25 protein-coding genes are annotated in these 26,112 nt (G+C 74.8%); 12 read left to right on the top strand and 13 right to left on the bottom strand.

Translation table 11 applies throughout. The annotated features are described in order from the left end of the window. The first annotated feature begins 643 nt into the window (after positions 1-643). Positions 644-2,110, top strand: coding sequence for a glucose-6-phosphate dehydrogenase (gene zwf, locus JT721_RS09495; protein WP_240340419.1), 1,467 nt, complete (start codon positions 644-646; stop codon positions 2,108-2,110). An 18-nt stretch (positions 2,111-2,128) separates the two neighbouring features. Here zwf and JT721_RS09490 read toward each other — a convergent pair whose 3' ends face one another. The 9 genes from JT721_RS09490 to JT721_RS09450 form a co-directional block, all read right to left on the bottom strand. Further along, complete coding sequence (locus tag JT721_RS09490; RefSeq protein WP_307827974.1) at positions 2,129-2,989, bottom strand: acyl-CoA thioesterase domain-containing protein; 861 nt, start codon at positions 2,987-2,989, stop codon at positions 2,129-2,131. Positions 2,990-3,022: 33 nt separating this feature from the next. Further along, on the bottom strand, positions 3,023-3,418 hold the full coding sequence (locus JT721_RS21705) for a DUF6314 family protein (protein WP_205472808.1): 396 nt from the start codon (positions 3,416-3,418) through the stop codon (positions 3,023-3,025). Continuing rightward, the gene (locus JT721_RS21700) at positions 3,415-3,966 is read right to left on the bottom strand and encodes a hypothetical protein (RefSeq protein ID WP_205472807.1); all 552 of its coding nucleotides are present in this window, start codon (positions 3,964-3,966) and stop codon (positions 3,415-3,417) included. The genes JT721_RS21705 and JT721_RS21700 overlap by 4 nt, the downstream gene beginning before the upstream one ends. Beyond that, a complete protein-coding gene (locus JT721_RS09475; protein WP_307827973.1) occupies positions 3,963-5,366 on the bottom strand; it encodes a HAMP domain-containing sensor histidine kinase in 1,404 nt (467 codons plus the stop codon). Before JT721_RS09475 ends, JT721_RS21700 begins: the two co-directional genes overlap by 4 nt. A gap of 10 nt (positions 5,367-5,376) precedes the next feature. After that, positions 5,377-6,078: a response regulator transcription factor gene (locus JT721_RS09470; protein WP_205472806.1), complete on the bottom strand. Its 702-nt coding sequence runs from the start codon at positions 6,076-6,078 to the stop codon at positions 5,377-5,379. Between the two features lie 1,833 nt (positions 6,079-7,911). Continuing rightward, on the bottom strand, positions 7,912-8,781 hold the full coding sequence (locus JT721_RS09465; protein WP_205472805.1) for a fructosamine kinase family protein: 870 nt from the start codon (positions 8,779-8,781) through the stop codon (positions 7,912-7,914). 10 nt (positions 8,782-8,791) lie between these two features. Continuing rightward, complete coding sequence (locus JT721_RS09460) at positions 8,792-9,247, bottom strand: low molecular weight protein-tyrosine-phosphatase (protein WP_307827972.1); 456 nt, start codon at positions 9,245-9,247, stop codon at positions 8,792-8,794. Positions 9,248-9,291: 44 nt separating this feature from the next. Then, entirely contained in the window at positions 9,292-9,687 is a 396-nt protein-coding gene (locus JT721_RS09455) for a phage holin family protein (protein ID WP_205472804.1), read from the bottom strand. 24 nt (positions 9,688-9,711) lie between these two features. After that, positions 9,712-10,395: a GntR family transcriptional regulator gene (locus JT721_RS09450; RefSeq protein ID WP_205472802.1), complete on the bottom strand. Its 684-nt coding sequence runs from the start codon at positions 10,393-10,395 to the stop codon at positions 9,712-9,714. A gap of 98 nt (positions 10,396-10,493) precedes the next feature. Here JT721_RS09450 and JT721_RS09445 point away from each other — a divergent pair, with 98 nt between their 5' ends. Genes JT721_RS09445 through hisC form a run of 3 tightly spaced genes read left to right on the top strand, consistent with a single transcriptional unit; the run spans position 10,494 to position 13,090 of the window. Further along, positions 10,494-11,396 carry a dimethylarginine dimethylaminohydrolase family protein gene (locus JT721_RS09445; RefSeq protein ID WP_240340417.1) on the top strand — a complete coding sequence of 301 codons (903 nt, stop codon included), beginning with the start codon at positions 10,494-10,496 and terminating at the stop codon, positions 11,394-11,396. 60 nt (positions 11,397-11,456) lie between these two features. Beyond that, a complete protein-coding gene (locus tag JT721_RS09440; protein WP_205472800.1) occupies positions 11,457-12,017 on the top strand; it encodes a VanZ family protein in 561 nt (186 codons plus the stop codon). Further along, positions 12,014-13,090 (top strand): histidinol-phosphate transaminase, encoded by a 1,077-nt coding sequence (gene hisC, locus JT721_RS09435; RefSeq protein ID WP_205472799.1) that lies wholly within the window; start codon positions 12,014-12,016, stop codon positions 13,088-13,090. The genes JT721_RS09440 and hisC overlap by 4 nt, the downstream gene beginning before the upstream one ends. Before the next feature lie 23 nt (positions 13,091-13,113). Here hisC and JT721_RS09430 read toward each other — a convergent pair whose 3' ends face one another. After that, complete coding sequence (locus JT721_RS09430) at positions 13,114-13,575, bottom strand: helix-turn-helix domain-containing protein (protein ID WP_205472798.1); 462 nt, start codon at positions 13,573-13,575, stop codon at positions 13,114-13,116. 59 nt (positions 13,576-13,634) lie between these two features. Between JT721_RS09430 and JT721_RS09425 the strand changes: the two genes are divergently transcribed. Then, entirely contained in the window at positions 13,635-15,047 is a 1,413-nt protein-coding gene (locus JT721_RS09425; protein ID WP_205472797.1) for an MFS transporter, read from the top strand. 9 nt (positions 15,048-15,056) lie between these two features. Next, positions 15,057-16,037 (top strand): aldo/keto reductase, encoded by a 981-nt coding sequence (locus JT721_RS09420; RefSeq protein WP_205472796.1) that lies wholly within the window; start codon positions 15,057-15,059, stop codon positions 16,035-16,037. On the opposite strand, the gene JT721_RS09415 is transcribed toward JT721_RS09420, so the two are convergent. Further along, positions 16,031-17,608, bottom strand: coding sequence for an adenylate/guanylate cyclase domain-containing protein (locus JT721_RS09415; RefSeq protein WP_205472795.1), 1,578 nt, complete (start codon positions 17,606-17,608; stop codon positions 16,031-16,033). The genes JT721_RS09420 and JT721_RS09415 overlap by 7 nt on opposite strands. A gap of 83 nt (positions 17,609-17,691) precedes the next feature. On the opposite strand from JT721_RS09415, the gene JT721_RS09410 reads away from it, so the two are divergent. The 5 genes from JT721_RS09410 to JT721_RS09390 are packed head-to-tail and all read left to right on the top strand — an operon-like array spanning position 17,692 to position 22,906. Then, positions 17,692-17,979: a DUF1330 domain-containing protein gene (locus JT721_RS09410; RefSeq protein ID WP_205472794.1), complete on the top strand. Its 288-nt coding sequence runs from the start codon at positions 17,692-17,694 to the stop codon at positions 17,977-17,979. A 48-nt stretch (positions 17,980-18,027) separates the two neighbouring features. Further along, positions 18,028-20,520, top strand: coding sequence for a circularly permuted type 2 ATP-grasp protein (locus JT721_RS09405; protein ID WP_205472792.1), 2,493 nt, complete (start codon positions 18,028-18,030; stop codon positions 20,518-20,520). Continuing rightward, positions 20,517-21,413, top strand: coding sequence for a transglutaminase family protein (locus JT721_RS21695; RefSeq protein WP_205472791.1), 897 nt, complete (start codon positions 20,517-20,519; stop codon positions 21,411-21,413). Before JT721_RS09405 ends, JT721_RS21695 begins: the two co-directional genes overlap by 4 nt. Further along, positions 21,410-21,877, top strand: a complete 468-nt coding sequence (locus tag JT721_RS09395) for a GNAT family N-acetyltransferase (protein WP_307827971.1) — start codon at positions 21,410-21,412, stop codon at positions 21,875-21,877. The genes JT721_RS21695 and JT721_RS09395 overlap by 4 nt, the downstream gene beginning before the upstream one ends. 33 nt (positions 21,878-21,910) lie before the next feature. Further along, positions 21,911-22,906 (top strand): putative zinc-binding metallopeptidase, encoded by a 996-nt coding sequence (locus JT721_RS09390; RefSeq protein ID WP_205472790.1) that lies wholly within the window; start codon positions 21,911-21,913, stop codon positions 22,904-22,906. A 9-nt stretch (positions 22,907-22,915) separates the two neighbouring features. Here the strand turns inward: JT721_RS09390 and JT721_RS09385 are convergent, their stop codons facing one another. Beyond that, positions 22,916-24,145 (bottom strand): glycoside hydrolase family 3 protein, encoded by a 1,230-nt coding sequence (locus JT721_RS09385; RefSeq protein WP_205472789.1) that lies wholly within the window; start codon positions 24,143-24,145, stop codon positions 22,916-22,918. A 27-nt stretch (positions 24,146-24,172) separates the two neighbouring features. After that, the gene (locus JT721_RS09380) at positions 24,173-25,108 is read right to left on the bottom strand and encodes a M15 family metallopeptidase (RefSeq protein WP_307827970.1); all 936 of its coding nucleotides are present in this window, start codon (positions 25,106-25,108) and stop codon (positions 24,173-24,175) included. Between the two features lie 36 nt (positions 25,109-25,144). On the opposite strand from JT721_RS09380, the gene JT721_RS09375 reads away from it, so the two are divergent. Continuing rightward, on the top strand, positions 25,145-26,089 hold the full coding sequence (locus tag JT721_RS09375; protein WP_205472788.1) for a glutathione S-transferase family protein: 945 nt from the start codon (positions 25,145-25,147) through the stop codon (positions 26,087-26,089). The last annotated feature ends 23 nt before the right edge of the window (positions 26,090-26,112 follow it).

The following is a 26,112-nucleotide window of genomic DNA, read 5'->3' as shown; positions in this document are numbered from 1 at the left end:
TGACTCCCTGTCGTGTGATCCGAGCCGGTGCTGACTGTGGGTGTGGGGTGCGGGGTGCCGCGCGTGGGGGGCACTGCGGCCGCTGCGCGCCGGACGTCGTTCGGCACTCGTTGCCGTGTCGCCGGACCCTGCCCTGCGGTGCCCCGGCGTGGTCTTCGGCGCCACGCCGCCGTTGACGTGCCGAACGCCGCCCGTCGCTCCGCCGCCTCCGTGCCGGCGGCGCGGCACGCCGGCGTGCGCTGGTTGAGGAGGGACGAAGTCCCGTCTCGAAACCCAGTACGACGAGAGCTGTCCCGTTCCCATCGGAGGGCGCTTGGCCGGCGGGGGTCTCGACGGGCGCGCCTCGCTGGGGCTCGTCGCGGGGGGGCCCCCCGGGGGGGGGGGGGCGAGCCGCCGCCCCCCGGGCGGGGCGGCGCCCCGCGGGGGGGCTGGGTGGGGGCCCCCCCGGGGGGCCCGCGGGGCCCCCCCCGCGCGCGCCAGCGAGCGTCGTCGAGACCCGGCGAGACGGAAGCGCTCCCGTTCCCACCGGAGGGTGTTCGGCCGTCTGGGGTTTTCGAGACAGTCGCCAGCGCGACTTCCTCAACCAGCGGTGCCGCGCTGGTCTCGTGCCGTCAGGGTTCCCGTAATACCGTGGCAATCCATCATGAGTACCGTCGACGACATGGAGCACGCGCACGTCATCGTGCTGTTCGGGGCCACGGGCGACCTGGCCCGGCGCAAGCTGCTGCCCGGGCTGCTGCGGCTGTTCGAGGCGGGGCTCCTCGAGGAGTCGCGGATCGTCGGCACCTCGCTGGAGGACCTCGACGACGAGCGGTTCGCCAAGCTGGCCCGCGACGCGTGCGAGGAGTTCGGGCCGAAGGGGCTCGACGACGAGCGGTGGGCGCCGTTCGGGGCCATGCTCCGCTACGTCCCGCAGACCGCCGGGCCGCACGCGCTCGCCGAGGCGGTGCGCGAGGCGGAGGCGTCGCTCGGGGTCGACCCGGCCGACGTACGCCGCCTGCACTACCTGAGCGTCCCGCCCAAGGCCGCCCTCGACGTGATCCACCAGCTCGACGAGGCGGGGCTGGTGGAGCGGTCGCGGGTGGTGATGGAGAAGCCGTTCGGCACCGACCTCGCCTCGGCCAAGAAGCTCAACGCCCGGGTGCACGCGGTCTTCGACGAGGAGCAGGTCTTCCGCATCGACCACTTCCTCGGCAAGGAGGCGGCGCAGAACATCCTGGCGTTCCGCTTCGCCAACGGCCTGTTCGAGCCGATCTGGAACCGCAACTTCATCGACCACGTGCAGATCGACGTGCCCGAGACGCTCGGGCTCGAGGGGCGCACGGCGTTCTACGAGACCACCGGGGCCTACCGCGACATGGTGGTCACCCACCTGATGCAGGTGCTGGCGTTCATGGCGATGGAGCCGCCCACCTCGCTGACGCCGGGACCGATCAGCGACGAGAAGCTCAAGGTGTTCCGGTCGATGCGGCCGTTGGAGCCGCACGACGTCGTGCGCGGCCAGTACACGGGCTACCGCGGCAAGGAGGAGGTCTCCGACTCCTCCGACACCGAGACCTTCGTGGCGCTCAAGGTGGAGATCGACAACTGGCGCTGGGCGGGGGTGCCGTTCTTCCTGCGCACCGGCAAGAAGCTCGCGGAGGGGGCGCGGATCATCTCGATCGCGTTCAAGGAGCCGCCGCTCTCGATGTTCCCGGCCGGCAGCAACGCCGGCACCCAGGGGCCCGACCACCTGACCTTCGACCTCGCCGACCAGTCGCGGATGTCGCTGTCGTTCTACGGCAAGCGACCGGGGCCCGGGATGAAGCTCGAGAAGCTGTCGATGCAGTTCGCGACCCACGAGACCGGCGGCTCGGAGGCGGTGCTCGAGGCCTACCAGCGGCTGATCCACGACGCGATGCGCGGCGACCACACGCTGTTCACGACCGCCGACGGCATCGAGACCCTCTGGGAGAAGTCCCAGCGCCTGCTCGACGACCCGCCGCCGGTGCGCAGCTACGCGCCGGGCAGCTGGGGACCCAACGCGATCCACCAGCTGATCGCCCCGCACGCCTGGCGGCTGCCGTTCGAGCGGGTCTGGCGCGACCCCGCCCAGCCGTCCCGGCCGTAGCGGTCAGGCCCGGAGCGATCAGGCCCGCGGGACCGCGCGGCGGGTCCCGTCGTCGTCGTACTCGACCGTGGCGAAGTCGACGGTGCGCCGGGAGTTGCTGATGCCGGTGACCACGACCGAGCCGAGCGGGCCCTGCCGGTCGTAGATCGCGGCGGTGCCGACCGCGATGCCGTCGGCCTCGACCCGGTCGAGCGCCCCCAGCCCGATCTCCTGGCTCACCGGGAGCCGGGCCAGGCCGACCATGATGTCGGTGTTGATGTACTGCACGCCCCGGGTGCCCCAGTTCGCGACCATGCTGGCGCCGTCGGCGACGGAGGCCGCCCACGCGAACGGCCCGCCCGGGTCGCCCGGCACCACGGGGATCGCGGTCGTCCAGGTCTGCTTGCGTCCGGCGTTCTGGTGCTCGAGGAAGTTCTGCGACCAGGCGACGTCGCTGCGCACGAACGGCACCCGCGGCTCGTCGCTCTCCGGGGCGACCTCGGGCGGCGGGGGCGCGAACCGCTCGGCCGGCGACCACGCCTCCCCGGGGGCACTCTCGGTGGGCTTGACGAACGTCGCCGTGCCGCGCGCGACCGGGCCGTCGACCTGGACGGCGACCACGTCGACCAGGCAGATCCGCCGGCCCTCGCGCACCACCGTGGTCTCGAACCGGGTGGGCTGCATCCGGCCCTGCTTGAAGAGGTCGACGTCGAAGCGCGCGCCGCGCAGGTCGTCGCGGCCGAGCGCGGCCAGCCGCCGCTCGGCGGCCCGGGCCAGCGCCCCGCTCAGCGCGACGCCGTGCATCTGGTCGTCGTTCCACATGCTCGCGGCCATGTGGGTGGGCACCAGGGTGTCGGCGTCGTCGGGCTGCGCGGTGAAGAAGGAGAGGTCGTCGGCCACCCGGCCATTCTCCCGGCCAGGCGGGCCGCCGGCTCAGCGGGTCAGCCGGCTCACCATCGTGTAGTCCTTGGCGGGCCCGGCAACCTCCCACCGCACCGACCAGCCGTCGGCCAGCGGCTCGAGCAGGCCGGCGTAGTGGTCGGCGCCGCACGGGTGGTCGACCCGCTCTCCCGGCACCCACGGCACGAAGTCGCGGCCGTCGTCGAAGGTCAGCCACCAGCCGTCGGGTCGCTGCTCGGCGAAGAGCGTGCGGGTGAACGGTGCCGGGTCGCCCCACCAGTCGACCGTGCCCGCCTCGTGCCAGCGCACCCGGCCGTCGGGCTCGTCGGTGAGCGTCAGCGTCGCGGTGAGCGCGAGCCGCCGCCCGGCGACCCGGTCGTCGACGGTGCGCTCCATCCGCCAGGTGCCGAGGAGGTCGGGCGGGGTCACGGCTCCTCCGGGGCGGCCGCCGACAGCTGCCGCACCACCTCGGTGGTGGCGGCGACCAGCGTGGCGGCGTCGTGGGGCGCGAGGTCGAGCGCGTTGACGGTCTGCACCAGGTCGCCGTCGTCGACGAAGCCGGTGACCGCGGCAGCGTCGTCCCGGACGTTGACGACCAGCCGGGCGTCGTCGGCCCCGGCCACCTCGGGGGTGCGGACGTCGACGCCCTCGGGCAGCTGCAGCTGGTCGATGGTCTCGGCGAGGCCCACCTGGGTCCAGGCGTAGGTGACGTTGAGGGTGGGGCCGCCGGGCTCGACCGGGAGCAGGCTGCAGCGCGGGGCCTCCGGGGTGCCGGCCTCGAGCGTCACCTCCGCGCCGAGCGCGCGCGAGACCGGCGCGGGGTCGAGGGCGTCGCACGGGTTCCACGCCGGCTCGGCCGGCGTGCTGGGCAGGGTGTGCTCCGGCGTGGTGGCGCCGGGCTCGTCGTCGGAGCACCCGGCCAGCGCGGCCGCGGCCAGCAGCGCCAGCACGGCGGCCGCCCGCACCGGCCGCCTCACGGCCGCACCGCCGAGCCGGGCAGGCGCAGCACCATCCGGGTGCCGCCCTCGGGGCGGCGCTGCGCCTCGACGGTGCCGGCGTGCCGCTCCACGATCTGGTGGACGATCGAGAGGCCGAGGCCGGAGCCGGGCATCGAGCGCGACGCCTCCGACCGGTAGAAGCGCTCGAACACGTGGGGCAGGTCCTCGTCGGGGATGCCGGGCCCGTCGTCGTCGACGGTCACCACGCCGGAGTCCATCCGCACCCGCACCTCCGCACCGGGCGGGCTCCACTTGACCGCGTTGTCGAGCAGGTTCGTCAGCGCCCGCTCGATCGAGCCGGCCTCGCCGACCACGAACCAGGAGGCGTTGTCGAGCGCGATCCGCACGTCGCCCGCGCGGCGGCGTACGCGCGCCACGGCCTGCTCGAGCGCCTCGTGCACCTCGACCTGGCCGACCACGTGGGTCAGCGGCTCGTCGCGCGCCAGCTCCACCAGGTCGCCGACCAGGGTGGTGAGCTCCTCGATCTGGGCGCGGACGTCGGCGAGCAGCTCGTCGTGGGCCTCCGGCGGCAGCGCGTTCTCCGGGCTGGCCATGGTGAGCAGGTCGATGTTGGTGCGCAGCGACGTCAGCGGGGTGCGCAGCTCGTGGCCGGCGTCGGCGACCAGCCGGCGCTGCCGGTCGCGGGAGGCCGCCAGCGAGGTGAGCATCTGGTTGAACGCCGTCGCGAGCCGCGCGATCTCGTCGTCGCCCTCGACCGGCAGCGGGCGCAGGTCCTCGGTGCGCGCGATCTCCTCGACCGCGCTGCTCAGCTTGCGCACGGGGCGCAGGCCGTTGCGGGCCACGCCCCAGCCGGCCACGCCCGCGGCGATGATGCCGGCCAGCCCGAACAGCAGCGTCACCAGCCCGAGGCGGGTCAGCACCTTCTCCTGCGACTCCAGCGACTGGGCGATCACGAGCGCCTGGTCGTCGCCGTACGGCACCGCGACGACCCGGTAGTCGTACCCGGCCGTGCGCACCGTGCGCAGGCTCTGCGGCGCCTTGCCGGCCGCGACCTCGAGCTCGGTGCCACTCATCCGCGGCACCCCCTTGGTCTGGCCCGGCTCGTAGACCCGCCCGTCGGAGAAGACCAGCGCGATCCGCAGGTCGGTGGCGACCAGCGCCCACGCTGGCACCTCGTCTCCGGTGGGGAGGTTGACCAGGGTCGGCGCCTTGGCGGTCTGGTGGGCGCGGTCGAGCAGCGTCTCGTCGAGGGTGCTGCTCAGCTGCATCCGCACGGTGACGTAGGCGCCGATCGCCACGAACGCCACCGATAAGCCGACCGCCATCGTGGTCAGCAGCGTGACCCGGCTGGCCAGCGAGCGGCGGTAGTGCCAGCGGCTGTCGACGGGGGTCTCGGCGGTGGGTGGGTTGAGCTTCACGCAGCCGGGCCTACTCGGACTTCAGCACGTAGCCGACGCCGCGCACGGTGTGGATCAGCCGCGACTCGCCCTCGGCCTCGGTCTTGCGGCGCAGGTAGCCGACGTAGACCTCGAGGGAGTTGGCGGTCGTGGGGAAGTCGTAGCCCCACACCTCCTCGAGGATGAACGCCCGCTCCAGCACCCGTCGCGGTCGGCGCAGGAACATCTCCAGCAGCGTGAACTCGGTGCGGGTCAGCTCGATCCGGCGCCCGCCGCGCACGACCTCGCGGGTCGCCGTGTTCATGGTGAGGTCGCCGAAGGCCAGCACCTCCTCGGCCTCGTCGTCGCTGGGCACCGCCCGTCGCAGCAGCGCCCGCAGCCGGGCCAGCAGCTCCTGGAGTGCGAACGGCTTGGTGAGGTAGTCGTCGGCGCCGGCGTCGAGCCCCTCGACCCGGTCGCCCACCGCGTCGCGCGCGGTCAGCACCAGGATCGGCACGTCGTTGCCGGCCGCCCGCAGCGCCTTGGTCGCCTCGATGCCGTCGAGCCGCGGCATCATCACGTCCATCACGACGACGTCCGGCCCGACCGCCCCGATCCCGGCCAGCGCCTCCGCGCCGTCGCCGGCCAGCGCGACGTCGTAGCCGTTGAACTCGAGCGACCGGCGCAGCGACTCGCGCACCGCCTTGTCGTCGTCGACGACCAGCACGCGAGGCTTCGGGCTGACGGAGGTCACCGCCCCATGTTGCCAGCAGCCCCTGAGTCGCCGCTGAGAGCGCGCGCCAACCGCTGGTGGAGCAGCGAGCGCCAGCGAGCGTCGTCGAGACCCGGTGAGCCGAACGCCGGCGTTGGTCGAGGTGCGAAGGCCGCTAGGCCTGAGCCTCGAGACCCGGTGAGCCGAACGCCCTCCCGTACGTGGCGACCCCGCGGAGGGGGCTCGGGCAGGGTGCTGACTCCGGCTTGCGTGCTCCGTGCGGGTGGTGACTGTGGGTGGGTGGGTGCGGGGTGCCGCGCGTGGGTGGGCACTGCGGCGGCTGCGCGCCGGACGTCGTTCGGCACTCGTTGCCGTGTCGCCGGACTCTGCCCTGCGGTCCCCCGGCGTTCGCGTCGGCGCCACGCCGCCGTCTACGTGCCGAACGTCGCCCGTCGCTCCGCCGCCTCCGTGCCGTGCGGCGCGGCATCCCGGGGGTTGGTTGGGGCGGGCACCGTTTGGTCGAGCAGCGAGCCCCAGCGGCCACCGCTGGTTGAGGAAGGACGAAGTCCTGTCTCGAAACCGGTGAGGCGAACGCCCTCCCGTGCGTGGCGACTCCGCGGACGGGGCTCGGGTGGTTGCTGACTGCCGGGGGGTGCGCGGTGCCGCGCGGGTGGGGCACTGCGGCTGCTGCGCGCCGGACGTCGTTCGGCACTCGTTGCCGTGTCGCCGGGCTCTGTCCTGCTGTTCCCCGGTGTTCGCTGCGGCGCCACGCCGCCGTTGACGTGCCGAACGCCGCCCGTCGCTCCGCCGCCTCCGTGCCGTGCGGCGCGGCATCCCGGGGGTTGGTCGGGGCGGGCACCGTTTGGTCGAGCAGCGAGTCCCTGCGGCCACCGCTGGTTGAGGAAGGACGAAGTCCTGTCTCGAAACCCGGTGAGGCGAACGCCCTCCCGTGCGTGGCGACTCCGGGGATGGGGCTCGGGTGGTTGCTGACTGCCGGGGGGTGCGCGGTGCCGCGCGGGTGGGGCACTGCGGCTGCTGCGCGCCGGACGTCGTTCGGCACTCGTTGCCGTGTCGCCGGGCTCTGTCCTGCTGTTCCCCGGTGTTCGCTGCGGCGCCACGCCGCCGTTGACGTGCCGAACGCCGCCCGTCGCTCCGCCGCCTCCGTGCCGGCGGCGCGGCAGTTCGCTGGTTGAGGAAGGACGAAGTCCTGTCTCGAAACCCGGTGAGCCGAACGCCCTCCCGTGCGTGGCGACTCCGGGGATGAGGCTCGGATGGGGCTGACTGTGGGTGGGGGTGGGTGTGGGGTGCCGCGCGGGTGGGGCACTGCGGCTGCTGCGCGCCGGACGTCGTTCGGCACTCGTTGCCGTGTCGCCGGACTCTGCCCTGCTGTTCCCCGGTGTTCGTGTCGGCGCCACATCGGGCGTTGACGTGCCGAACGCCGCCCGTCGCTCCGCCGCCTCCGCGCCGCGCGGCGCGGCACGCCGGCTTGCGCGCTGGTCGAGGTGCGAAGGCCGCTAGGCCTGAGCCTCGAGACCCGGTGAGACGGAAGCCCTCCCGTTCCCACCGGAGGGCGTTCGGGGCGCGGGGGTTTCGAGGCTCGCTTCGCTCGCACCTCAACCAGCGGTGGGTGGCGCCGGTCGAGGTGCGAGGAGCCCTGGCGACGAGCCTCGAGACCCGGTGAGGCGGAAGCCCTCCCGTTCCCACCGGAGGGCGTTCGGCCGGCGGGGGTTTCGAGGCTCGCTCCGCTCGCACCTCAACCAACGGCGGGCACCGCAGGTCGTTCGGCCGTCTGGGGTTTCGAGACAGTCGCCAGCGCGACTTCCTCAACCACCGTTGGTCGGCGGGGGTTTCGAGACAGTCGCCAGGGCAACTTGTTCAGCCAGCGCCGCCGGTGAAGCGGGAGGCGGCCTCGGCCGCGCGGGGGCCGTAGCCGCCGCCGAAGAGGGCGGCGTGGACGAGGAGGGGGAAGAGCTGGAGGAGGGGCACCCGGTCCTCCCAGTCGTCGGCGAGGGGGGTCACCTCGCAGTAGGCCTCGATGACGCGGGGGAGGTGGGGGCTGCCGAAGAGGGCGAGCATGGCGAGGTCGGCCTCGCGGTGGCCGCCGTACGCCGCCGGGTCGATCAGCCAGGCGTGGCCGTCCTGGCCCCAGAGCACGTTGCCGTTCCAGAGGTCGCCGTGCAGGCGGGCGGGGCCCTCCTCGGGGAGCAGGTCAGGCAGCCGGCCGATGATCGACTCGATGGTGGCGGCGTCGGTGTCGCTGACGTGGCCGCGGTCGCGGGCCAGCTTGAGGTACGGCAGCACCCGGCGGACGGCGTAGAACTCCGCCCAGGTGGCGGCGGTGCGGTTGGGGAGCGGGAGCCGGCCGATGAAGCCGTCCTGCTCGGCGCCGTAGGCGGGGGCGCCGGCCGTGTGGAGGGCGGCGAGCGAGCGGCCGAGCTCGACGGCGGCGTCGGGGGTGGTCCGGCCCGACTCGACCCAGCCCACGATCAGGCAGCCCTGGTCGACTGCCAGCACCGGCGGCACGTGCACGCCCTCGACCTCGCCGAGCCAGCGCAGCCCCCGGGCCTCGGCCTCGAAGAAGCCCTCCGGCGCGTTGGTGAGCGTCTTCATCAGTGCGGTGGTGCCGTTGCTCAGCCGCAGCTTGGTGGCGGTCGCGGTGTCACCGCCGGCGACCGGCGCCGTGGCGACCACGGCGGAGCCGAGGAGGTCCTCGGCGTGGCGGGCCACCACCGGCTGACGGGTCACGGCGCCCACGTTAGTACGGCGGCGCCAGCCTGGCGGCCAGAGCGGTGACCAGCGCGGCCGCCGTGCGCTCCACCATCTGCAGCACCTCGTCGAAGCCGGAGGGGCCGCCGTAGTAGGGGTCGGGCACCGGGCCGGGACCGACCGGGTCGAAGTCGCGGAACAGCCGCACCCGCTCGCCCGGCCCGCCGATGTCGGCGAGGTTGTCGTCGTCCATCGCGAGCAGCAGGTCGAAGCGGTCGGGCCAGGTGGCGTCGTACTGCTGGGCGCGGTGCCGCTCGGGGTCGTAGCCCTCCGCGGCCAGGGTGGCGGCGGCCCGCGGGTCCATCGGTTGGCCGACGTGCCAGCCGCCGGTGCCGCAGCTGGCGACCTCGATCACGCCCGCGAGACCGGCGTCGTCGACCCGTTGGGCGAGCACGACGTCCGCCATCGGCGACCGGCAGATGTTGCCCAGGCAGACGAGCCCCACGGCGTAGCGGCCGGGGGTGCGCGGCTCGGGCAGCTCGGGCGCGGTCAGCGCCGCTTCTCCGGGCCGATCAGCGAGTCGACCACCCAGGTGGTGAGCGTGACCACCACGGCACCGAAGATCGCCGGCCACCAGCCGTCGACGCGGAACCCGACGCCCAGCTCGTCGGCGAGCCACGCGGTCAGCCGCAGCATCGCGGCGTTGATCACGACGAGGAACAGGCCCAGGGTCACGATGATCAGCGGGAACGACAGGACCGTGAGCACCGGCTTCACCAGCGAGGTGACGACGCCCAGGATCACCGCCACCAGCAGCAGCGGGAGGATCTTCTCCTCGATCTCGGCGCGGCCCGAGGAGGGGCCGGAGAAGGCGATGCCCTCGACCAGCCACGCGGCCGCGGCGACGCCGAGGGCGGTGGTGACGAGCCAGGTGACGAACCGCATGGGTCACATGGTGGCAGGTCGGGCCTACCGGCCGTCGACCTCGAGTCCGAGTGCCTCGACGATCTCGGCGGCGGCGTCGTCGAGGTGGCGGCGCAGGAACGCGTGGGCGGCCACGGTGTCGCCGGCCTCGAGCAGGCCCACCAGCTGGGCGTGGGTCTCGGCCTGGTCGTGGGCGTTGCGCCGGATCCGCTCGACCTGGGCCAGCGCGAGCTTGAGCTCGAGCACCAGGTTCTCGGCCATCGCGACCAGCCTCGGCGACCCGGTGAGGCCGACCAGCGAGACGTGGAAGTCGAGGTGGAGCTCGTTGAGGAGCCGGTAGGGCCCGTCGGTCCGGATCGCCCCGATGTACGCCGTCAACGTCTCCCGCACCCGGTCGCGCTGAGCATCGGTGGCGCTCGACCACTCCAGCACCCCGGCGCCCTCGAGCACCAGCCGCGCCCGGCACACGTCGCGCACCGAGCCGGCCTCGGGGCTGGTCACCGACACCCCGCGGTGCGGCTCGCGGGTGGCCAGGCCCTCGGCCACCAGCACGGTGAGCGCCTCGCGCACCGTGGGCCGGCTGACCCCCAGCGAGCCGGCGAGCGCGACCTCCCGCAGCGGCGTGCCCGACTCGAGCTCGCCGGCGAACACCGCCCGGCGCAGCTCGTCGACGACCCGGTCGACGGTCGAGGAGTGCTCGAGCGTCAGCGAGTCGTAGGGCTGGGCCATGGGTCCATTCTGCGGTACGGCCGCCGGCTTGCCCCGCGGCCCGCTCGTGCCCCACACTGCGGATCGTCAGATTGTCTGACAATCATCGAGGAGGTGCCATGATGCTGGGCAGGTCGTTGAGCTGGGGCCGTCACTACGTCGCGGTCGAGCCGACCCACTTCCGGGTCGACTACGAGATCAACCCGTTCATGGACGTCGCCGACCAGCCCGATCCGCGGCGGGCGCTCGACCAGTGGCACCACCTGGTTGCGACGCTGCGCGGGCTCGGCGCCACCGTCGACGTGCTGCCGCAGCGACCGGATGCCCCCGACATGGTGTACGCGATGAACCTCGGCCTCGCCGTCGCCGGCCCCGGCGGTGACCGCCGGGTGGTGCTCTCGCACATGCGCCACCCCCAGCGGCGGATGGAGACGCCCACCGCGGCGGCGTGGTTCGCCGAGCGCGGCTGGGCGACGACATACGTCGGCCGCGACGGCGTCGGCGCGCACCTCGAGGCCGGCGACGCGTTCGCGTTCGGCGACGCGCTGGTGGTCGGGCACGGCCCGCGCACCGACGAGCTCGCCCTCAAGCACCTGGCCGTGGAGCTGGGCGTGCGGGTGCGGGGGCTGCGGATCACCCACCCGGGCATGTACCACCTCGACCTGGCGTTCTGCCCGCTCGACGACCGCCGGGCCCTGGTCTGCCCGGCGGCGCTCGACGACCCCTCGGCGGCGGCGCTGCTCGCGCTGGTGCCCGAGCCGCTGGTCCTCACCGAGGAGGAGGCGCTCACGACGTTCTGCGCCAACTCGGTGGTGGTCGGCTCGACCGTGGTGATGCCGGCCTGCCCCGACCGGGTGCGGGGCCGGCTCGAGGCGTGGGGCTTCGACGTCGTGGTGGTCGACGTATCGGAGCTGCACAAGGGCGGCGGGTCGGTGCGCTGCCTGACCAACCCCGTCGACGTGGTGCTCGGCCGCGATCTCCCCATCGTGCCGGGTGGCGAGGTGCTGCTGCCCCGGGGCTGACCGCCCCCAACTCGCCGGGTGGTCTCGGCCGGGTGGTTTCGCCTCGGTAGTTTCGACGGGGTGTTCCCGGTCGGTGGCGTCGAGGTGATGCTGCTGCTGGTCCTGGTCTCCGCGGGGCTGGCGGTGGCCCTGGCGAGCGTGCTCGCGCCCCGGCACGGCGCGGTCTGGGCGGTGTGCGTGGCCGGCCTCGCCTGGTCGCTGGTGTGCATCGGCGTGCTGACGCTCATCCCCGCCAACGGCGCGCCGGGCGTGGTGTCGGCCGAGGGTCGCCTGACCAGCTGCTCGTGGGACATCGGCGGCCCCGCGCCCGACGGGTTCTGGATCCTGCCCGGCACCCAGCGGCTGCTCAACCTGGTGGTCTTCGTGCCCTCCGGCGCGCTGCTGGTGCTGGTCGCCGCGCGGTGGCGCGCCGGCTGGTGGCTGGTACCGCTGGGGCTGGCCCTGCTCGCGGCGTACTCGCTCGGCATCGAGGTGACCCAGCTCGAGCTGGCCCGCCTCGACCGGGCCTGCGACGTCACCGACGTCGTCGACAACGTCGCGGGGGCGGTGCTCGGCGTCGGCCTCGGGGTGGCGCTGCTGCCGCTGGTGCGGCCCTGGCGCCGTCGTAGCGTGAGGCCATGACGTCGCCCACGCCCCGTCCCAACGTCGCCGCGATCCCCGCCTACGTGCCGGGGAAGCCGCCGACGGTGCGGCCGGGCACCACGTCGTACAAGCTGTCGTCGAACGAGAACCCCTACCCGCCGCTGCCCGGCGTGGTGGCCGCCGCGACCCGCGCGGTCGAGGCGATGAACCGCTACCCCGACATGGGCAGCGCGGCCCTCTACGACGCCCTCGCCGCGCGCCTCGGCGTGCCCCGAGACGACCTGGCGGTGGCCACCGGATCGGTCGCGCTGATCTACCAGCTGCTCGCGGCCTGGTGCGAGCCGGGCGATGAGGTGGTGCACGCCTGGCGCTCGTTCGAGGCCTACCCCATCGCGGTCACGACCGCGGCCGCGACCTCGGTGCCGGTGCCGGTGCTGGCCGACGGTCGCCACGACCTGATGGCGATGGCCGCGGCCGTCACCGACCGCACCCGGGTGGTGCTGGTCTGCACGCCCAACAACCCCACCGGGCCGGCGGTGACGCAGGCCGAGCTCGACGGGTTCCTGGCCCGGGTGCCGGAGCACGTGGTGGTGGTCGTCGACGAGGCCTACCTGGAGTTCGTGCGGATGGCGGATCCCGTCGACGGCCTGGCGACCTACCGGCGCCACCCCAACGTGGTGCTCTTCCGCACCTTCTCCAAGGCCTACGGGCTGGCCGGCTTCCGGGTGGGGTACGCCGTCGCGCAGGCGCCGGTCGCCGCGGCGCTGCGCGCGGTCTCGCTGCCGTTCGGCGTCTCGGCGGTCGCCCAGGCGGCGGCGGTCGCCTCGCTCGCCGCCGAGGCCGAGCTGCTGGAGCGGGTCGACGCGCTGGTCGCCGAGCGTGACCGGGTGGTCCTCGGCCTGGCCGCCGCGGGCTGGCGGGTGCCCGACCCGCAGGGCAACTTCGTCTGGCTCGAGGTCGGCGAGCGCACCGGCGAGCTCGCAGCCGCCGCGGACGAGCTCGGCATCGTGGTGCGGCCGTTCGCCGGCGAGGGCGCGCGGGTCTCGATCGGAGAGCCCGAGGCCAACGACCGGCTGCTCGGGCTCGCGGCGTGGTTTCCGCCCGGGCGCTGACCCGGTCGCGGGCGGCCGCGCGGTCAGCCGGTGACGACCAGCTCGTCCTCGGTGACGTCGTGGCCGGCGGCGCAACGCAGGGTCAGCCGCACGTCGGCCTCGCAGCCGTCGTGGCTCAGCGTGGGCCCGCCCAGCTCGGGGGAGTGGGTGCGGCTCCACTCGCCCAGCGCGACGAGCACCGGCAGCAGGTCGCGGCCGCGGTCGGTGAGCACGTACTCCTGGCGGGTGCGCTGGCCCGGCTCGCGGTAGGGCCGGCGCTCCAGCAGCCCGGCGCCAACCAGCTCCTTGAGCCGGGAGGCCGCAACCGCCTCGGTGAACCCGGTCAGCCGCACCAGGTCGTCGAACCGGGTGGCGCCGTAGAACGCCTCGCGCAGCAGCAGGAACGCCGACCGGGTGCCGACCACCTGGAGGGTGCGGTCGATCGGGCAGGCGTCGCCGACGGGTCCGCGGCGGCGGGGGAGACGTCCGGCGAGGCGCAGGGGCATGGCGCCAGTCTACGCCCCTGGCTTGCCGATCCCATAGCCAGACGCTAGCCTGCCTGGCTATGCCAACCCAGAGCCAGCCGGCGGCGGTGCGGGCGGTTCTCCTCGTCACCGTCGGCGCCGCGTTCCTCTCCAGCCTCGACCTGTTCGTGGTCAACGTCGCCTTCGACGAGATCGGTCGCGACCTGGGGGTTGGCAGCCCGGGCGGCCCGACCGCCGGCGACCTCAGCTGGGTGCTCAACGCCTACGCCGTCGTGGTCGCGGCGCTGCTGGTCCCGTTCGGCCGGCTCGCCGACCGCTACGGCCGCCGGCGGCTCTTCCTGCTCGGCGTCGCCGTCTTCACCCTCGCGAGCGCGGCCTGCGCGCTGAGCGGCGACGTGTGGGTGCTCGTCGGGTTCCGGGCCGCGCAGGCGGTCGGCGCGGCGGCGATGACCCCGACCAGCCTCGGCATCCTGCTGGCCGCCCTGCCGCCCGAGCGGCGCCTGGTCGGCGTCCGGGTGTGGGCGGCCGTCGGCGCCGTCGCGGCCGCCATCGGGCCCACCGTCGGGGGCCTGCTCACCGAGCTGTCGTGGCGCTGGGTCTTCCTCATCAACGTGCCCGTGGGGGTCGCGATGCTGCTCGTCGCCGTGCGCGCGGTCGCCGACGACCGGGTGGCCGACGACGCCCCGACCCCGGATCTGGTGGGCGCCGCCCTGGTGGCCGGGTCGGCCGGCCTGCTCGCCCTGGGCCTGGTCAAGAGCCACGAGTGGGGCTGGTCGGCGGGCGCCACCTGGGCAGCCCTGGCCGGTGCCGTCGTGCTGGCGCTGGCGTTCGCCCGGCGCTCGGCGCGCCACCACACCCCGGTGATCGACCCGGCGCTGCTGCGGGTGCGCACCTTCCGCTGGTCGGTGCTGGCGATGCTGCTGTTCAACGTCAGCTTCGCCGCGAACCTGCTCGTGGGCGTGCTGTGGCTCCAGCAGGTGTGGGGCTACGGCGTGCTCCGCGCCGGGCTCGCGGTCGCGGTCGGCCCGCTCCTGGTGCCGCTGACCGCTGCCGTGGTGCAGCGGGTGCTGCCCACCGCCTCGCCGAGCCGGCTGGTCACGGCCGGGTCGCTGGTCTGCGCGCTGGGCTGCCTGGTGGCCGCGGCCGGCATGGGCGAGTCGCCGGCGTACGCCACGGCGTACCTGCCCGCCTGGGTGGTCGGCGGGATCGGTGTCGGCCTCGCGCTGCCGAACCTGATGGCCGGCTCGACCCACGACCTGCCGCCGTCGATGGCCGCCACCGGCAGCGGCGTGGTGACGATGGCCCGCCAGCTCGGATTCGTGGTCGGCGTCAGCGTGCTGTTCGCGCTCGTGGGCGACGCGGTGGGTGTGCCTGCCGTCGACGGGTTCCGGCAGACCTGGGTGGTCGCAGCGGTGGTGCTGGTGGCGGCGGCCGCGGCCGCGACCGGGATGCGCACCCGCGCGACCCGGCCGGGAGCCGTGCCGGTCGGCTAGTTTCGGGGCATGCACACCGTCGCCCTCGGCAGCCAGGGTCTCGTCGTCTCGGCCCAGGGGCTGGGGTGCATGGGGATGAGCCAGTCCTACGGCGTCGCCGACGACGCCACCTCCTACGCCACCCTCGACCGCGCGCTCGACCTCGGCGTCACGTTCTGGGACACCGCCGACGTCTACGGCGACGCCGGCCCGGGCGGCTTCGGCGCCAACGAGCGGCTGCTCGCGAAGGCGCTCGTGGGCCGCCGCGACCGGGTGCAGCTGGCCACCAAGGTCGGCATCAGGGGCATCGCGCGCGAGGGGGCGATCCGCTTCGAGCTCGACGGGTCGCCGGCGTACGTGCGGTCGGCCTGCGACGCCTCGCTGCAGCGGCTCGGCGTCGACCACGTCGACCTCTACTACCTCCACCGGGTCGACCCCGAGGTGCCGGTCGAGGAGACGGTGGGTGCGATGGCCGAGCTGGTCGCGGCCGGCAAGGTGCGCCACCTCGGCCTCTCGGAGGTGACCGCCGACGAGCTCGAGCGGGCCTGCGCCGTGCACCCGATCACCGCGGTGCAGAGCGAGTGGTCGCTGTGGGAGCGCGGCGTGGAGGAGTCGGTCGTGCCGGCCGCGCGCCGCCTCGGCGTCGGCCTGGTGCCGTTCTCGCCACTGGGCCGCGGCTTCCTCACCGGCACGGTGTCGAGCCAGACCTTCGGCGCGGGCGACTCCCGCACCCGGCTGCCCCGCTTCTCCGCGGCCAACCTGGCGGTCAACCAGGCCTTGGTCGACGAGGTCCGCGACGTCGCCGCCGCCCGCGGCGCGCTGCCCGGCCAGGTCGCGCTGGCCTGGGTGCACGCGCAGGCCGACGACGGGCTCGCGGTCGTGCCGATCCCGGGCACCAAGCGCCCCTCGTACCTGGAGCAGAACGCCGGTGCCGTCGGGCTGGTGCTCGACCAGGCCGAGCTGTCCCGGCTCGACACGCTGGCGGCCCAGGTGGCCGGCGCCCGCTACTGACCCGGCTCGCTGGTGGCCGGCTCGGCGGGGAGCTCGGCGAGCACGCAGGTGCGGGTGGCCTCGTCCCGGCCGCGCAGCACCACGTCGTCGTGGGCGCGCCAGTGCCGGGCCTGCTCGGCGTCGGCGGCCTCGACCGTGGTGGCCGCGACCAGCACCCGGCCGGGAGCCTCCTTCGCCAGGTCGGTGAGGCGGGAGGCGGAGTTCACCGCGTCGCCGATCACGGTGTACTCGTAGCGCGACTCGTCGCCGACGTAGCCCGCCACCGCCCAGCCGGTGGCGACGCCGATGCCGGCGGCGACGTCGGGCACCTGCTCGGCCAGGTTGCGGGCCATGACGCGGGCCGCGGCCAGTGCGCGGGTGGCGTGGTCGGGCTGCTCGACGGGCGCGCCGAAGATCGCGAGCGCGGCGTCGCCGACGAACTTGTTGACCAGCCCGTGCTGCTCGTCGACCGCGTCGACCACCACCGCGAAGAACTCGTTGAGCACCGAGACGACCTTGGCGGGGTCGTGGTGGGCGGCGTAGCCGGTGGAGCCGACGATGTCGACGAACAGCACGCTGACCTCGCGGGCCTCGCCCCCGAGCCGGACGTCGCTGTCGGCCGCCGCGGCAGCTACCTCGTGGCCGACGTGGCGGCCGAACAGGTCGCGCAGCCGCTCGCGCTCGGCCAGCCCGGTGGACATGTCGTTGAACCCGGCCTGGAGCATGCCGAGCTCGGTGCCGTCGTAGACGGGCACGGTGACGCCGTAGTCGCCGTCCTGCACCTTCTGCAGCGCGTCGCGCACCGACTCGATGGGCGCCACGACCGCGCGGGCGTTGAGCCAGGTGATGAACCAGCCGAAGAGCAGCACGATCCCGCCGATGGTCAGCATCACCACGGCGAGCCGGGTGGAGCTGACGTCGCGGACGGTGAGCGCGAAGAGCGCCGAGGTCATCAGGCCGAGCACGGGGACGGCGGTGCCGACTACCCAGAAGAGGACCATCCGCGGGCGCAGGCCAAAGCCGTCGGTCTGGTCGGGGGTGCCGCCGGCCAGCGCCCGGGCAGCGATCGGGCGGAGCGCGAACTCCGAGAGCAGGTAGGCGATCCCGCCCACCACCACACCGGCGAGGGCGACCGTGTAGGCGCTCGGGATCGCGCGCTCCGGCTGGAAGACCAGGCTCAGGGTCCCGAAGATCGCGGCCGCGAGGAACCAGAAGCCGGCCGAGATCCGGGTCAGCCGCCACGGCACCCGCAGCACCGTGCGCCGCTCCTCGTCGGTGGGCTCGCTGCCGTCGACCGCCCAGCGCATCGCCCGCAGCGAGGTGGTGGTGCCCCACACCGTGCCGACGACGACCGCCACCACGACGTAGACCGGCACCGAGATCGCCAGCGCCAGCTCGAGGTCGTCGTCGGCGATCGGGTTGGGGTCGACGAACAGCGAGATCAGCAGCACCACGACCGCGCCGATGATGTTGGTGAGCGTGATCATCACCGTCAGCAGCGTCTGCACGCGCACCCGCAGCCGCTGCCCGGTCTGGTCGGCCGGCCCGAGCAGCCACGACCCGAAGACGCGCTGTTCGGGGGTGGGCAGCATCGGGCGGGCTCCTTCGGCGGGGCAGCGCGAACCTATCGCGAACCGCCCCTCCGCGACCGGGCCGGGTGCGGCACGATGTGCCCATGCCTGCCTACTGGATCAGCACCTACGTCGAGGTCACCGACGAGGAGAAGCTCCGCGCCTACGCCGAGCTGGCCGCCCCCGCGCTCACCGGGGCCGGCGGCCGCTTCCTCGCCCGCGGGCTGCCGGAGCAGGTCTACGAGGCCGGCCGGGCCACCCGCACCGTGGTGATCGAGTTCCCCTCGGTCGAGGCCGCGGTCGCCGCCCACGACGGCGAGGCCTACGCCGCCGCGCTCGCCGCGCTCGACGGCGGGGCGGTGCGCGACCTGCGGATCGTGCCCGGGGCCTGACCCGCCCCGCGCCCCCCCGGACCCGAAGCAGACCCGGAGCGCCGAGTCGTGACCGTGCTGCGCGACTACGTCGCGACGCTGAGCCAGCCGCCGCTACCGGGCGGGGCGCCGGAGGTGCAGCGCCACGACGAGGTGGTCGGCCCCGACGGCTCGCTGCGGCCGGCCTGGCGCGGGCTGGCCGAGACCGCGGTGGCGCTGACCGCCGCCGACCTGCGCCGGGTCGACGGCGACATCACCTCCCTCCTCGCCGACGACGGCGTGACCCGCACCCTCCCCGGCGGGCGGGTCGAGCCGTGGCGCCTCGACCCGGTGCCGCTGGTGGTCGACGCCGAGTCGTGGGCGCCGCTCGAGGTCGGCCTCGCCCAGCGGGCCGAGCTGCTCAACGCCCTCCTGGTCGACCTCTACGGCGAGCAGCGGCTGCTCGCCGAGGGCGTGGTCCCGGCGCCCGTCGTGCTGGCGCACCCCGGCTTCACCCGGGTGGTCGCCCGCGCCAGCGCCGTCGACCCGCGCCCGCTGCTGCTGACCGCGACCGACCTGGGCCGTGACCACGACGGGGCCTGGCGGGTGCTGGGCGACCGGGCCCAGGCCCCGTCGGGGCTGGGCTGGGCGGTGGAGAACCGCCGGGTGGTCAGCCGGGTGCTGCCCGAGCTCTACCGCCGCGCGGGGCTGCACCGGGCGGAGCCGTACCTGTGGGCGCTGCGCTCGGCCCTGCTGCAGTCGGCACCCGCCGACCTCGCCGACCCGCGGGTCGTGGTGCTGACCCCGGGCACCCACTCCGAGACGGCGTACGACCAGGCGTTCCTGGCCTCCGCCCTCGGCTTCCCCCTGGTGCACGGCAGCGACCTGGTGGTGCGCGACGGCTGGCTGTGGATGAAGGTGGTCGGCCGCCTCGAGCGCGTCGACGTGGTGCTGCGCCGCGTCGACGCCGCGTGGAGCGACCCGCTGGAGCTGCGCGGCGACTCCCGGCTCGGGGTGGCCGGGCTCGCCGAGGCGGTGCGGCGCGGACGGGTGCGCGTGGTCAACGGGCTCGGCGCGGGCGTGCTGGAGAACCCCGGGCTGCTGCCCTACCTGCCCGCCGCCTGCGAGGTGCTGCTCGGCGAGCAGCTGCGGCTGCCGTCGGTGCCGACCTGGTGGTGCGGCGACCCCGCGGGCCGGGCGCACGTGCTCGACCACCTCGACGCCCTCGACGTCCGCACCATCGACGGGCGGCCCCGGCCGGCCGGGGAGTCGCGGGTTGCGCTGCGCGAGCGGGTGCTCGCCGAGCCGCACCTCTTCGTCGGCCAGGAGCGGCTCCCGCTGTCGCAGGCGCCGACCTGGGGCGAGACCGGCCGCGCGTCCGGCGCCGCGACCCCCCGCCCGGTGACGCTGCGGACGTTCACGCTGCGCTACGGCGCGGCGTACCGACCGCTCGTCGGCGGCCTGGCCACGGTCGTCGACCCGCGGAGCCCGGCGAGCAAGGACGTCTGGGTGCTCAAGGCGAACGCGGGCGACCCCGACCAGGGGCTCGCCGACGTGCTGCCGACCACCAGCGCGCGAGCGGTCGACGTGGTGGTGCCGCGCATCCTCGAGGACATGTTCTGGGTCGGCCGCTACGCCGAGCGCGCCGAGGACCTGCTGCGCCTGCTGCTCGCGACCCACGCCCTGGCCGAGGACTTCCGCACCCGTCCGCGCACCGCCGGCGGCACCAGCCTCGGCGTCCTGCTCGACGCCCTCGCCGGGCTGGCGGGCCGTCGCCACGACGACCTCGACGCCGAGCTCCGCTCGCTGCTGCTCGACGCCGACCGTCCGGGCTCGGCCGCACACGCGCTGGCCGGCCTGCGCGACGCGCTCTCCGGCGTGCGCGACCAGCTCTCGCCCGACGTGTGGCGGGCGGTCGGCTCCACCGACCGCGCGGCGGCCGCGCTGGTCGCGTCGCACCACTCCCACCAGGTGGCCGAGTCGGCCGGGCGGATGCTCACCGCGGTGCTCTCGCTGCAGGGCGTGACCGCGAGCATGATGCGCGACGCCGGCTGGCACGCCGTCGGGGCCGGCCGCAGCCTGGAGCGCGCCCTCCAGGTGCACCACCTGCTGGCCTCGACCACCACCGTGCGCCGTGGGCTCGACGCCGACCGGCAGGTGCTCGATGCGGTGCTGGCGGTGGCCGAGAGCGCGGTGACCCACCGGCGCCGCTACCGCGGCTACGTGCGTCCGGGCGGTGTGGTCGAGCTGCTGCTGCTCGACGCCGACAACCCGCGCTCGGTGCGCGCCTGCCTGGCCGACCTCCGCCAGCACCTCGCGGCGCTGCCGGCCTCGACCGGCTCGACCCGCCCCGAGCGCCTGGTCGCCGACCTCGAGCGGGACCTCGCGGCCGCCGACGTCGCCTCGCTGGTGGCGATCGGTGGTGCCGACCGGCCCCACCTGGCCCGGTTCCTCGAGGCCGGGTCGACCAACCTGCAGCGGCTCGCCGACGCGGTCGCCGAGCTCCACCTGGCCAGCGGTCCCGGCCCGCGCGCGCTGCACTCGGTGGCGCTCGTCGAGCTCGGGCCGGGGGAGCGGTCGTGAGGTACCGGGTCGCCCACACCACCACCTACGGCTACGACGCACCGGTCGCCGACAGCGTGGGCGTCGGTCACCTGCGCCCGCGCGCGCTGCCGTGGCAGCACGTGGAGTCGACCGAGGTGCGGGTGACCCCGGAGCCGCTCGACCTGGGGCACGACAGCGACTACTACGGCAACGCCGTCACCTACTTCCAGGTCGTCGAGCCCCACACCGAGCTGGTGGTCGAGGCGACGAGCGTGGTCGACGTGCACCCGCCGGCGTACGACGACGCCGGGCTGGCCCGGCCGTGGGAGCGCGCCCGGCCGCTGGCCGAGCCGCACGCGCCAGGAGCCTGGGCGGTCACCGACTTCGCGCTGGCCTCCGCGCTGGTCGACCACGAGGCGACCGCCCGCGACTACGCCGCGGCCTCGCTGGCCCCCGGCCGGCCGCTCGGCGAGGCGGTGCTCGACCTGGTGGCCCGGGTCAACCGTGACTTCGACTACGACGCGACCGCCACCACCGTGACCAGCACCGTCGCCGACACCCTCGCCCGGCGCGCCGGCGTGTGCCAGGACTTCGCCCACCTCACCCTGGCCTGCCTGCGCAGCCACGGGGTGGCCGCCCGCTACGTCTCGGGCTACCTCGCGACCGAGCCGGCGCCGGGCCGCTCGCGCGTGGTCGGGGCCGACGCCAGCCACGCCTGGGTGGCGGTCTGGGTGCCGGGCTCGGAGACCTGGCTGATGGTCGACCCCACCAACGACCAGGTCGTCGCCGACCGCCACGTGACCGTGGCCTGGGGGCGCGACTACGCCGACGTCCCGCCCGTCAAGGGTGTGATCTTCACCGAGGCCGCGACCAGCACGCTCCGCGTGTCGGTCGACGTCTCCCCGCTCGACCGAGAGGAGCCGTGCCCGTGAGCACGCCGCTGCACGTCGTCGTCGACGACCTGACCGGGGCCGAGGTCCGGGCGCTGCTGGCCCAGCACCTCGCCTCGATGCACGAGACCTCGCCGCCCGAGAGCGTGCACGCCCTCGACGCCGACCGGCTGCGCTCGCCGGAGGTGACGTTCTGGTCGGCCTGGTGGGGCGAGGAGCTGGCCGGCTGCGGCGCGCTCAAGGAGCTGGCCCCCGACCACGGGGAGGTGAAGTCGATGCGCACCGCCCCCGGTCACCTGCGCCGCGGGGTTGCGGCCGCGCTCCTCACCACGATCGTCGACACCGCCCGCGACCGCGGCTACGCACGGCTCTCGCTCGAGACCGGCTCCGGGCCGGCGTTCGACGCCGCCCACGCCCTCTACGCCAGGTTCGGGTTCGAGCCGTGCGGGCCGTTCGCCGACTACGTCGACGACCCGTTCAGCCGCTTCCTCACCCTCGCGCTCTGAGCCGCCTCAGGTGCGGGCGGTGAGGATGGGGGCGTGAAGGCCTACCGCTGCCGGGTGTGCGACAACCCGCTCCACTTCGAGAACTCGGTGTGCGTCGCCTGCGGCACCGCGCTGGGCTACGCGCGCGACGAGCGTGCGATCGTGCCGGTCGACGACCGCGGCCGCTACCGCGACCAGGCCGGCCGTACCTGGCACGTGTGCCGCAACCTGGCGCTGACCGGCTGCACCTGGCTGGCCCCCGAGGCGGGCGGCCAGTGCTCGGCGTGCGACCTCACCCGCACCCGGCCGGCCGACGACGACGCCGAGGGCCTGGCCCGGCTGCCCGCGGCCGAGCGGGCCAAGCGGCACCTCCTGGTCGAGCTCGACACCCTCGGCCTCCCGACCACGGGCAAGCAGGCCGACCCCCACGAGGGCCTCGCCTTCGACCTGCTCTCCAGCACCCACGGGCCGGTGACCACCGGCCACCAGGACGGCGTGGTCACCATCGACCTCGCCGAGGGCGACGACGCCCACCGCGAGCACGTCCGCGCCACCCTGGCCGAGCCCTACCGCACCCTGCTGGGTCACCTGCGCCACGAGGTGGGCCACTACTACGAGTGGCAGCTGGTCCGCGGCGACGAGGTCGAGCGCTGCCGCGCGCTGTTCGGCGACGAGACCGCCGACTACCAGGCGGCCCTCGACCGGCACTACGCCGACGGTCCGCCCGAGGGCTGGCAGGAGGAGTTCATCAGCAGCTACGCGACCATGCACCCGTTCGAGGACTTCGCCGAGACCTGGGCCCACCACCTGCACATCACCGACACGATCGAGACCGCCTCGGAGTACGGCCTGGCGCTGGCGCCGCCGTCGGCGTTCAGCAGCGTCCGCGACCTGGTCACCGGGGTGTGGGCGCCGCTCACGGTCGCGCTCAACATGGTCAACCGGAGCATGGGCAAGGACGACCTCTACCCGTTCGTCATCCCCGGGCCGGTGCTCGACAAGCTCGAGTACGTCGCGGGGCTGGCCCGATCGGCCCGGTCGGACCCGTAGGACCGCGGTTCAGTCGCCGACGAGCCCGTAGCGCGCCTTGGTCTCGAGCACCAGCATCACGTTGTCGCGCACCAGCTCGGCGAAGGCCGGGTCGGCCTCGGCGCGGGCGAGCACCGCGCGCGACATCGGCTCGAGGTCGTAGGAGTTGGTGTCGAGCACCATGGTGCCGCCGGCCTCGAGGAACCGGATCGCCCGCTCGCCCGGCCGGACGTCGGCCACGCTGGCCGAGCCGAAGCTGTCGGAGATGATCACGCCCCCGAAGCCGAGCTCCTCGCGCAGCATCGTCCGCATCACCACCGGCGAGAAGCAGGCGCGGGCCTCGGGGTCGATGGCCGGGTGGTGGGCCGAGGAGACCATCACGAAGTCGGTGCCCGCCTTGATCCCCTTGCGGAACGGCGCGAGCAACGGGTCGCGACGGGTGGTCGGGTCGGTGGCCGTGGGGTCGGAGTCGGTGTTGCCGGTGGCCCGACCCAGCCCCGGGAAGTGCTTGACCGCGGCCGCGACCCCCACCGACTGCATGCCGCGCACGTAGGCCCCGATCGCCGGGTCGACCTCGTCGGGGGTGCCGCCGTACTGCCGGTGGAAGAAGCCGATCGGCTCGTTGGCGGTGCCGACGTCGGGCGGCACCACGTCGGCCACCGGCGCGAGGTTGAGGTTGACCCCGGCGTCGAGCAGCTCGCGCGCCCAGCCGCGCGCCGCCCGCTTCAGCCCGCTGCGGCCGAGGTCTGCCTGCTCGAGCGCGGTCGGCATCTGGCTGAACCCGGGGCCCTCCAGGGCCTGGGCGTTGCCGCCCTCCTGGTCGGCGGAGATGAACGGCCGGACGCCGGCGAACGTCGCGTCGTCGTCGACCTCCGCGGTCAGCTCCGCCATCGCCTCGACGCCGAGCTCGCTCGGCCCGCGCAGGAAGGCGTTGCCGCCGCCGAACGCCTGGAGCTGCAGCAGCTGCACCTCGGTGGGGCCGGTGGAGGCGACGCCGAACATGAACAGCTGGCCGACCCGCTCCTCCGGCGTCATCCGGGCGTAGGCCCGCTCGGCGGGGGTCCGCGCCTCGTCCGCCGCCTCGCCGTCCTGCCCGGCGGGTGCCTCGACCCCGGCCGGGGCGCCGGCCTCGACGCTCCCGTCGACCCCCTGCTGCTCGGGCGTCCCCGTGCACGCGGTCAGCGCGACGGCGGTCGCGAGGCCGAGCAGGGCGGTCGCGAGGCCGACGCCGAGGCGCGGGTGGCGGGAGGGGGCGGGCACGGCGAACAGGGTGCCACGGCCGGGCCGTCAGGTCCCGTTCGCGCTGAGGTGCTGGTAGTCCTTGAGGCTGCGCCACGACCCGCCCCAGCCCCAGCCGATCGCGCCGAAGGCGCGCACCGCCGGGCCGTCGGCCAGCAGCATGCCGGGGCGCACGTCGCCGCGGTCGAGGTACGACGTGGCCAGCTCGGGCAGCACCACCCGGTCGGCGCCGGTGCCCTTCTCGTAGGGGTTCTGGAACGGGTTGACGTCGACGGCCAGGCCGTAGGCGTGCTGGGAGTACGACGTGCCGCCGCGCACCGCTCGGCACACGAACGCCGTGGTGTTGTTGCCGTCGCCGGTGGGCGCCAGGTCGAGCTCGGGACGCGCGGTGATCCGCATCTCCTCGATCGGGAAGCGCGCCCGCCACAGTCCGCGGAACGCCGTGACCAGCGGCTCGGCCGCCGTGGCGTGCACCAGCAGCTCTCCGGTGTGGCGGGCGCCGTCGAAGCCGCGGAAGGTCAGCCGCACCCAGGCCAGCTCGGCGCGGTCGACCGGGCAGCCTGGTTCCCAGGTCGAGCGGGCGATCACGTCGGCGGGTGCCGGGGAGGCGATCCGCGCGGCGAAGCCGGTGCCGGGCAGCGGCGGCAACCGGTCGGGCAGCGTGAATCGCCGGTGCCGCAGCTCGGGCGGGGTCTCCTGCGGGGCGACCGAGCCGTCGGCGCGCACGGGCAGCACCCGGGTGCCGAGCCAGGGTGGCGGCACCGTCCCCGGGTCGGCAGGTGCCGGAGTGGCCGGCGCCGCTGGGGTCGTGGAGGTCGTCGGGGTCGCCGGGGGCGCCGGTCGCCCCGAGGACGAGGGTGCGGCGGACGGGGTCGCGGTCGGCTCCTCGCCGCCGCCACAGCCGGCCAGCATCGACAGGACCGCCAGCACCGCCAGCACCGCCAGCAGCCCGGCCAGCGGGGGGCGGGGGAGCGGCGTACGCACGCCCCCAACCTAGGCCCGCCACCTACGCTGGGCGGCATGGCTCCCTACGTCGAGGCCGGCGAGTTCAACCGCGACATGCAGTACATCCCCGACCGGATCACCCGCGGCGCGCGGCGCCCCGAGCACGGTCCGGTGGAGGGCGAGCTCTGGCCCGTGGAGCCGGGCCGCTACCGGTTGATCGCGGCCAAGGCCTGCCCGTGGGCCAACCGCGCCATCATCGTGCGCAACCTGCTCGGCCTCGAGGACGTGATCTCGCTCGGCATGCCCGGGCCCACCCACGACGAGCGGTCGTGGACCTTCGACCTCGACCCCGGTGGCGTCGACCCGGTGCTCGGCATCGAGCGGCTCCAGCAGGCCTACTTCGCGCGCTTCCCCGACTACCCCCGCGGCATCACCGTGCCGGCGATCGTCGAGGTCGCCACCGGCCGCGTCGTGACCAACGACTTCCCGTGGATCACCCACGACCTCTTCCACGAGTGGGCCGACCACCACCGGGCCGGCGCCCCCGACCTGTGGCCGACCGCGCTCCGCGAGGAGATGGACGCGGTGATGCAGCGGATCTTCACCGAGGTCAACAACGGCGTCTACCGGTGCGGCTTCGCCGGCTCCCAGGAGGCCTACGACGCGGCGTACGACCGACTGTGGACGGCGATGGACTGGCTCGAGGAGCGGCTCGCCGACCGCCGCTACCTGATGGGCGAGGCGATCACCGAGGCCGACGTCCGGCTGTTCACGACCCTGGCCCGGTTCGACGCGGTCTACCACGGCCACTTCAAGTGCAACCGGCAGAAGCTCACCGAGCTGCCGCACCTGTGGGGCTACGCGCGCGACCTGTTCCAGACCCCCGGCTTCGGCGAGACCATCGACCTCGACCAGATCAAGCGGCACTACTACGTCGTGCACAGCGACATCAACCCCACCGGCATCGTGCCGCAGGGGCCCGACCCGGCCGTGTGGCTCGAACCGCACCGCCGCGGCTGAGACGTCGCGGGGCCTGGCCACCG

The sequence above is a fragment of the Nocardioides sp. SYSU D00038 genome (assembly GCF_016924665.1).
Classification (GTDB): Bacteria; Actinomycetota; Actinomycetes; order Propionibacteriales; family Nocardioidaceae; genus Nocardioides.
The sequence above is the reverse complement of the archived record's forward strand: the minus strand, read 5'-3'. Positions and strand labels throughout refer to the sequence as shown.

Bases quoted from the DNA above. Each gene is read 5' to 3' on its own strand.
- JT721_RS09415 (WP_205472795.1), bottom strand. From the start codon at position 17,608: ATGCTGCCCACCCCCGAACAGCGCGTCTTCGGGTCGTGGCTGCTCGGG.
- JT721_RS09410 (WP_205472794.1), top strand. From the start codon at position 17,692: ATGCCTGCCTACTGGATCAGCACCTACGTCGAGGTCACCGACGAGGAG.
- JT721_RS09430 (WP_205472798.1), bottom strand. From the start codon at position 13,575: ATGCCCCTGCGCCTCGCCGGACGTCTCCCCCGCCGCCGCGGACCCGTC.
- JT721_RS09445 (WP_240340417.1), top strand. From the start codon at position 10,494: ATGATGCTGGGCAGGTCGTTGAGCTGGGGCCGTCACTACGTCGCGGTC.
- JT721_RS09425 (WP_205472797.1), top strand. From the start codon at position 13,635: ATGCCAACCCAGAGCCAGCCGGCGGCGGTGCGGGCGGTTCTCCTCGTC.
- hisC (WP_205472799.1), top strand. From the start codon at position 12,014: ATGACGTCGCCCACGCCCCGTCCCAACGTCGCCGCGATCCCCGCCTAC.
- JT721_RS09420 (WP_205472796.1), top strand. From the start codon at position 15,057: ATGCACACCGTCGCCCTCGGCAGCCAGGGTCTCGTCGTCTCGGCCCAG.
- JT721_RS09375 (WP_205472788.1), top strand. From the start codon at position 25,145: ATGGCTCCCTACGTCGAGGCCGGCGAGTTCAACCGCGACATGCAGTAC.
- zwf (WP_240340419.1), top strand. From the start codon at position 644: ATGAGTACCGTCGACGACATGGAGCACGCGCACGTCATCGTGCTGTTC.
- JT721_RS09450 (WP_205472802.1), bottom strand. From the start codon at position 10,395: ATGGCCCAGCCCTACGACTCGCTGACGCTCGAGCACTCCTCGACCGTC.
- JT721_RS09455 (WP_205472804.1), bottom strand. From the start codon at position 9,687: ATGCGGTTCGTCACCTGGCTCGTCACCACCGCCCTCGGCGTCGCCGCG.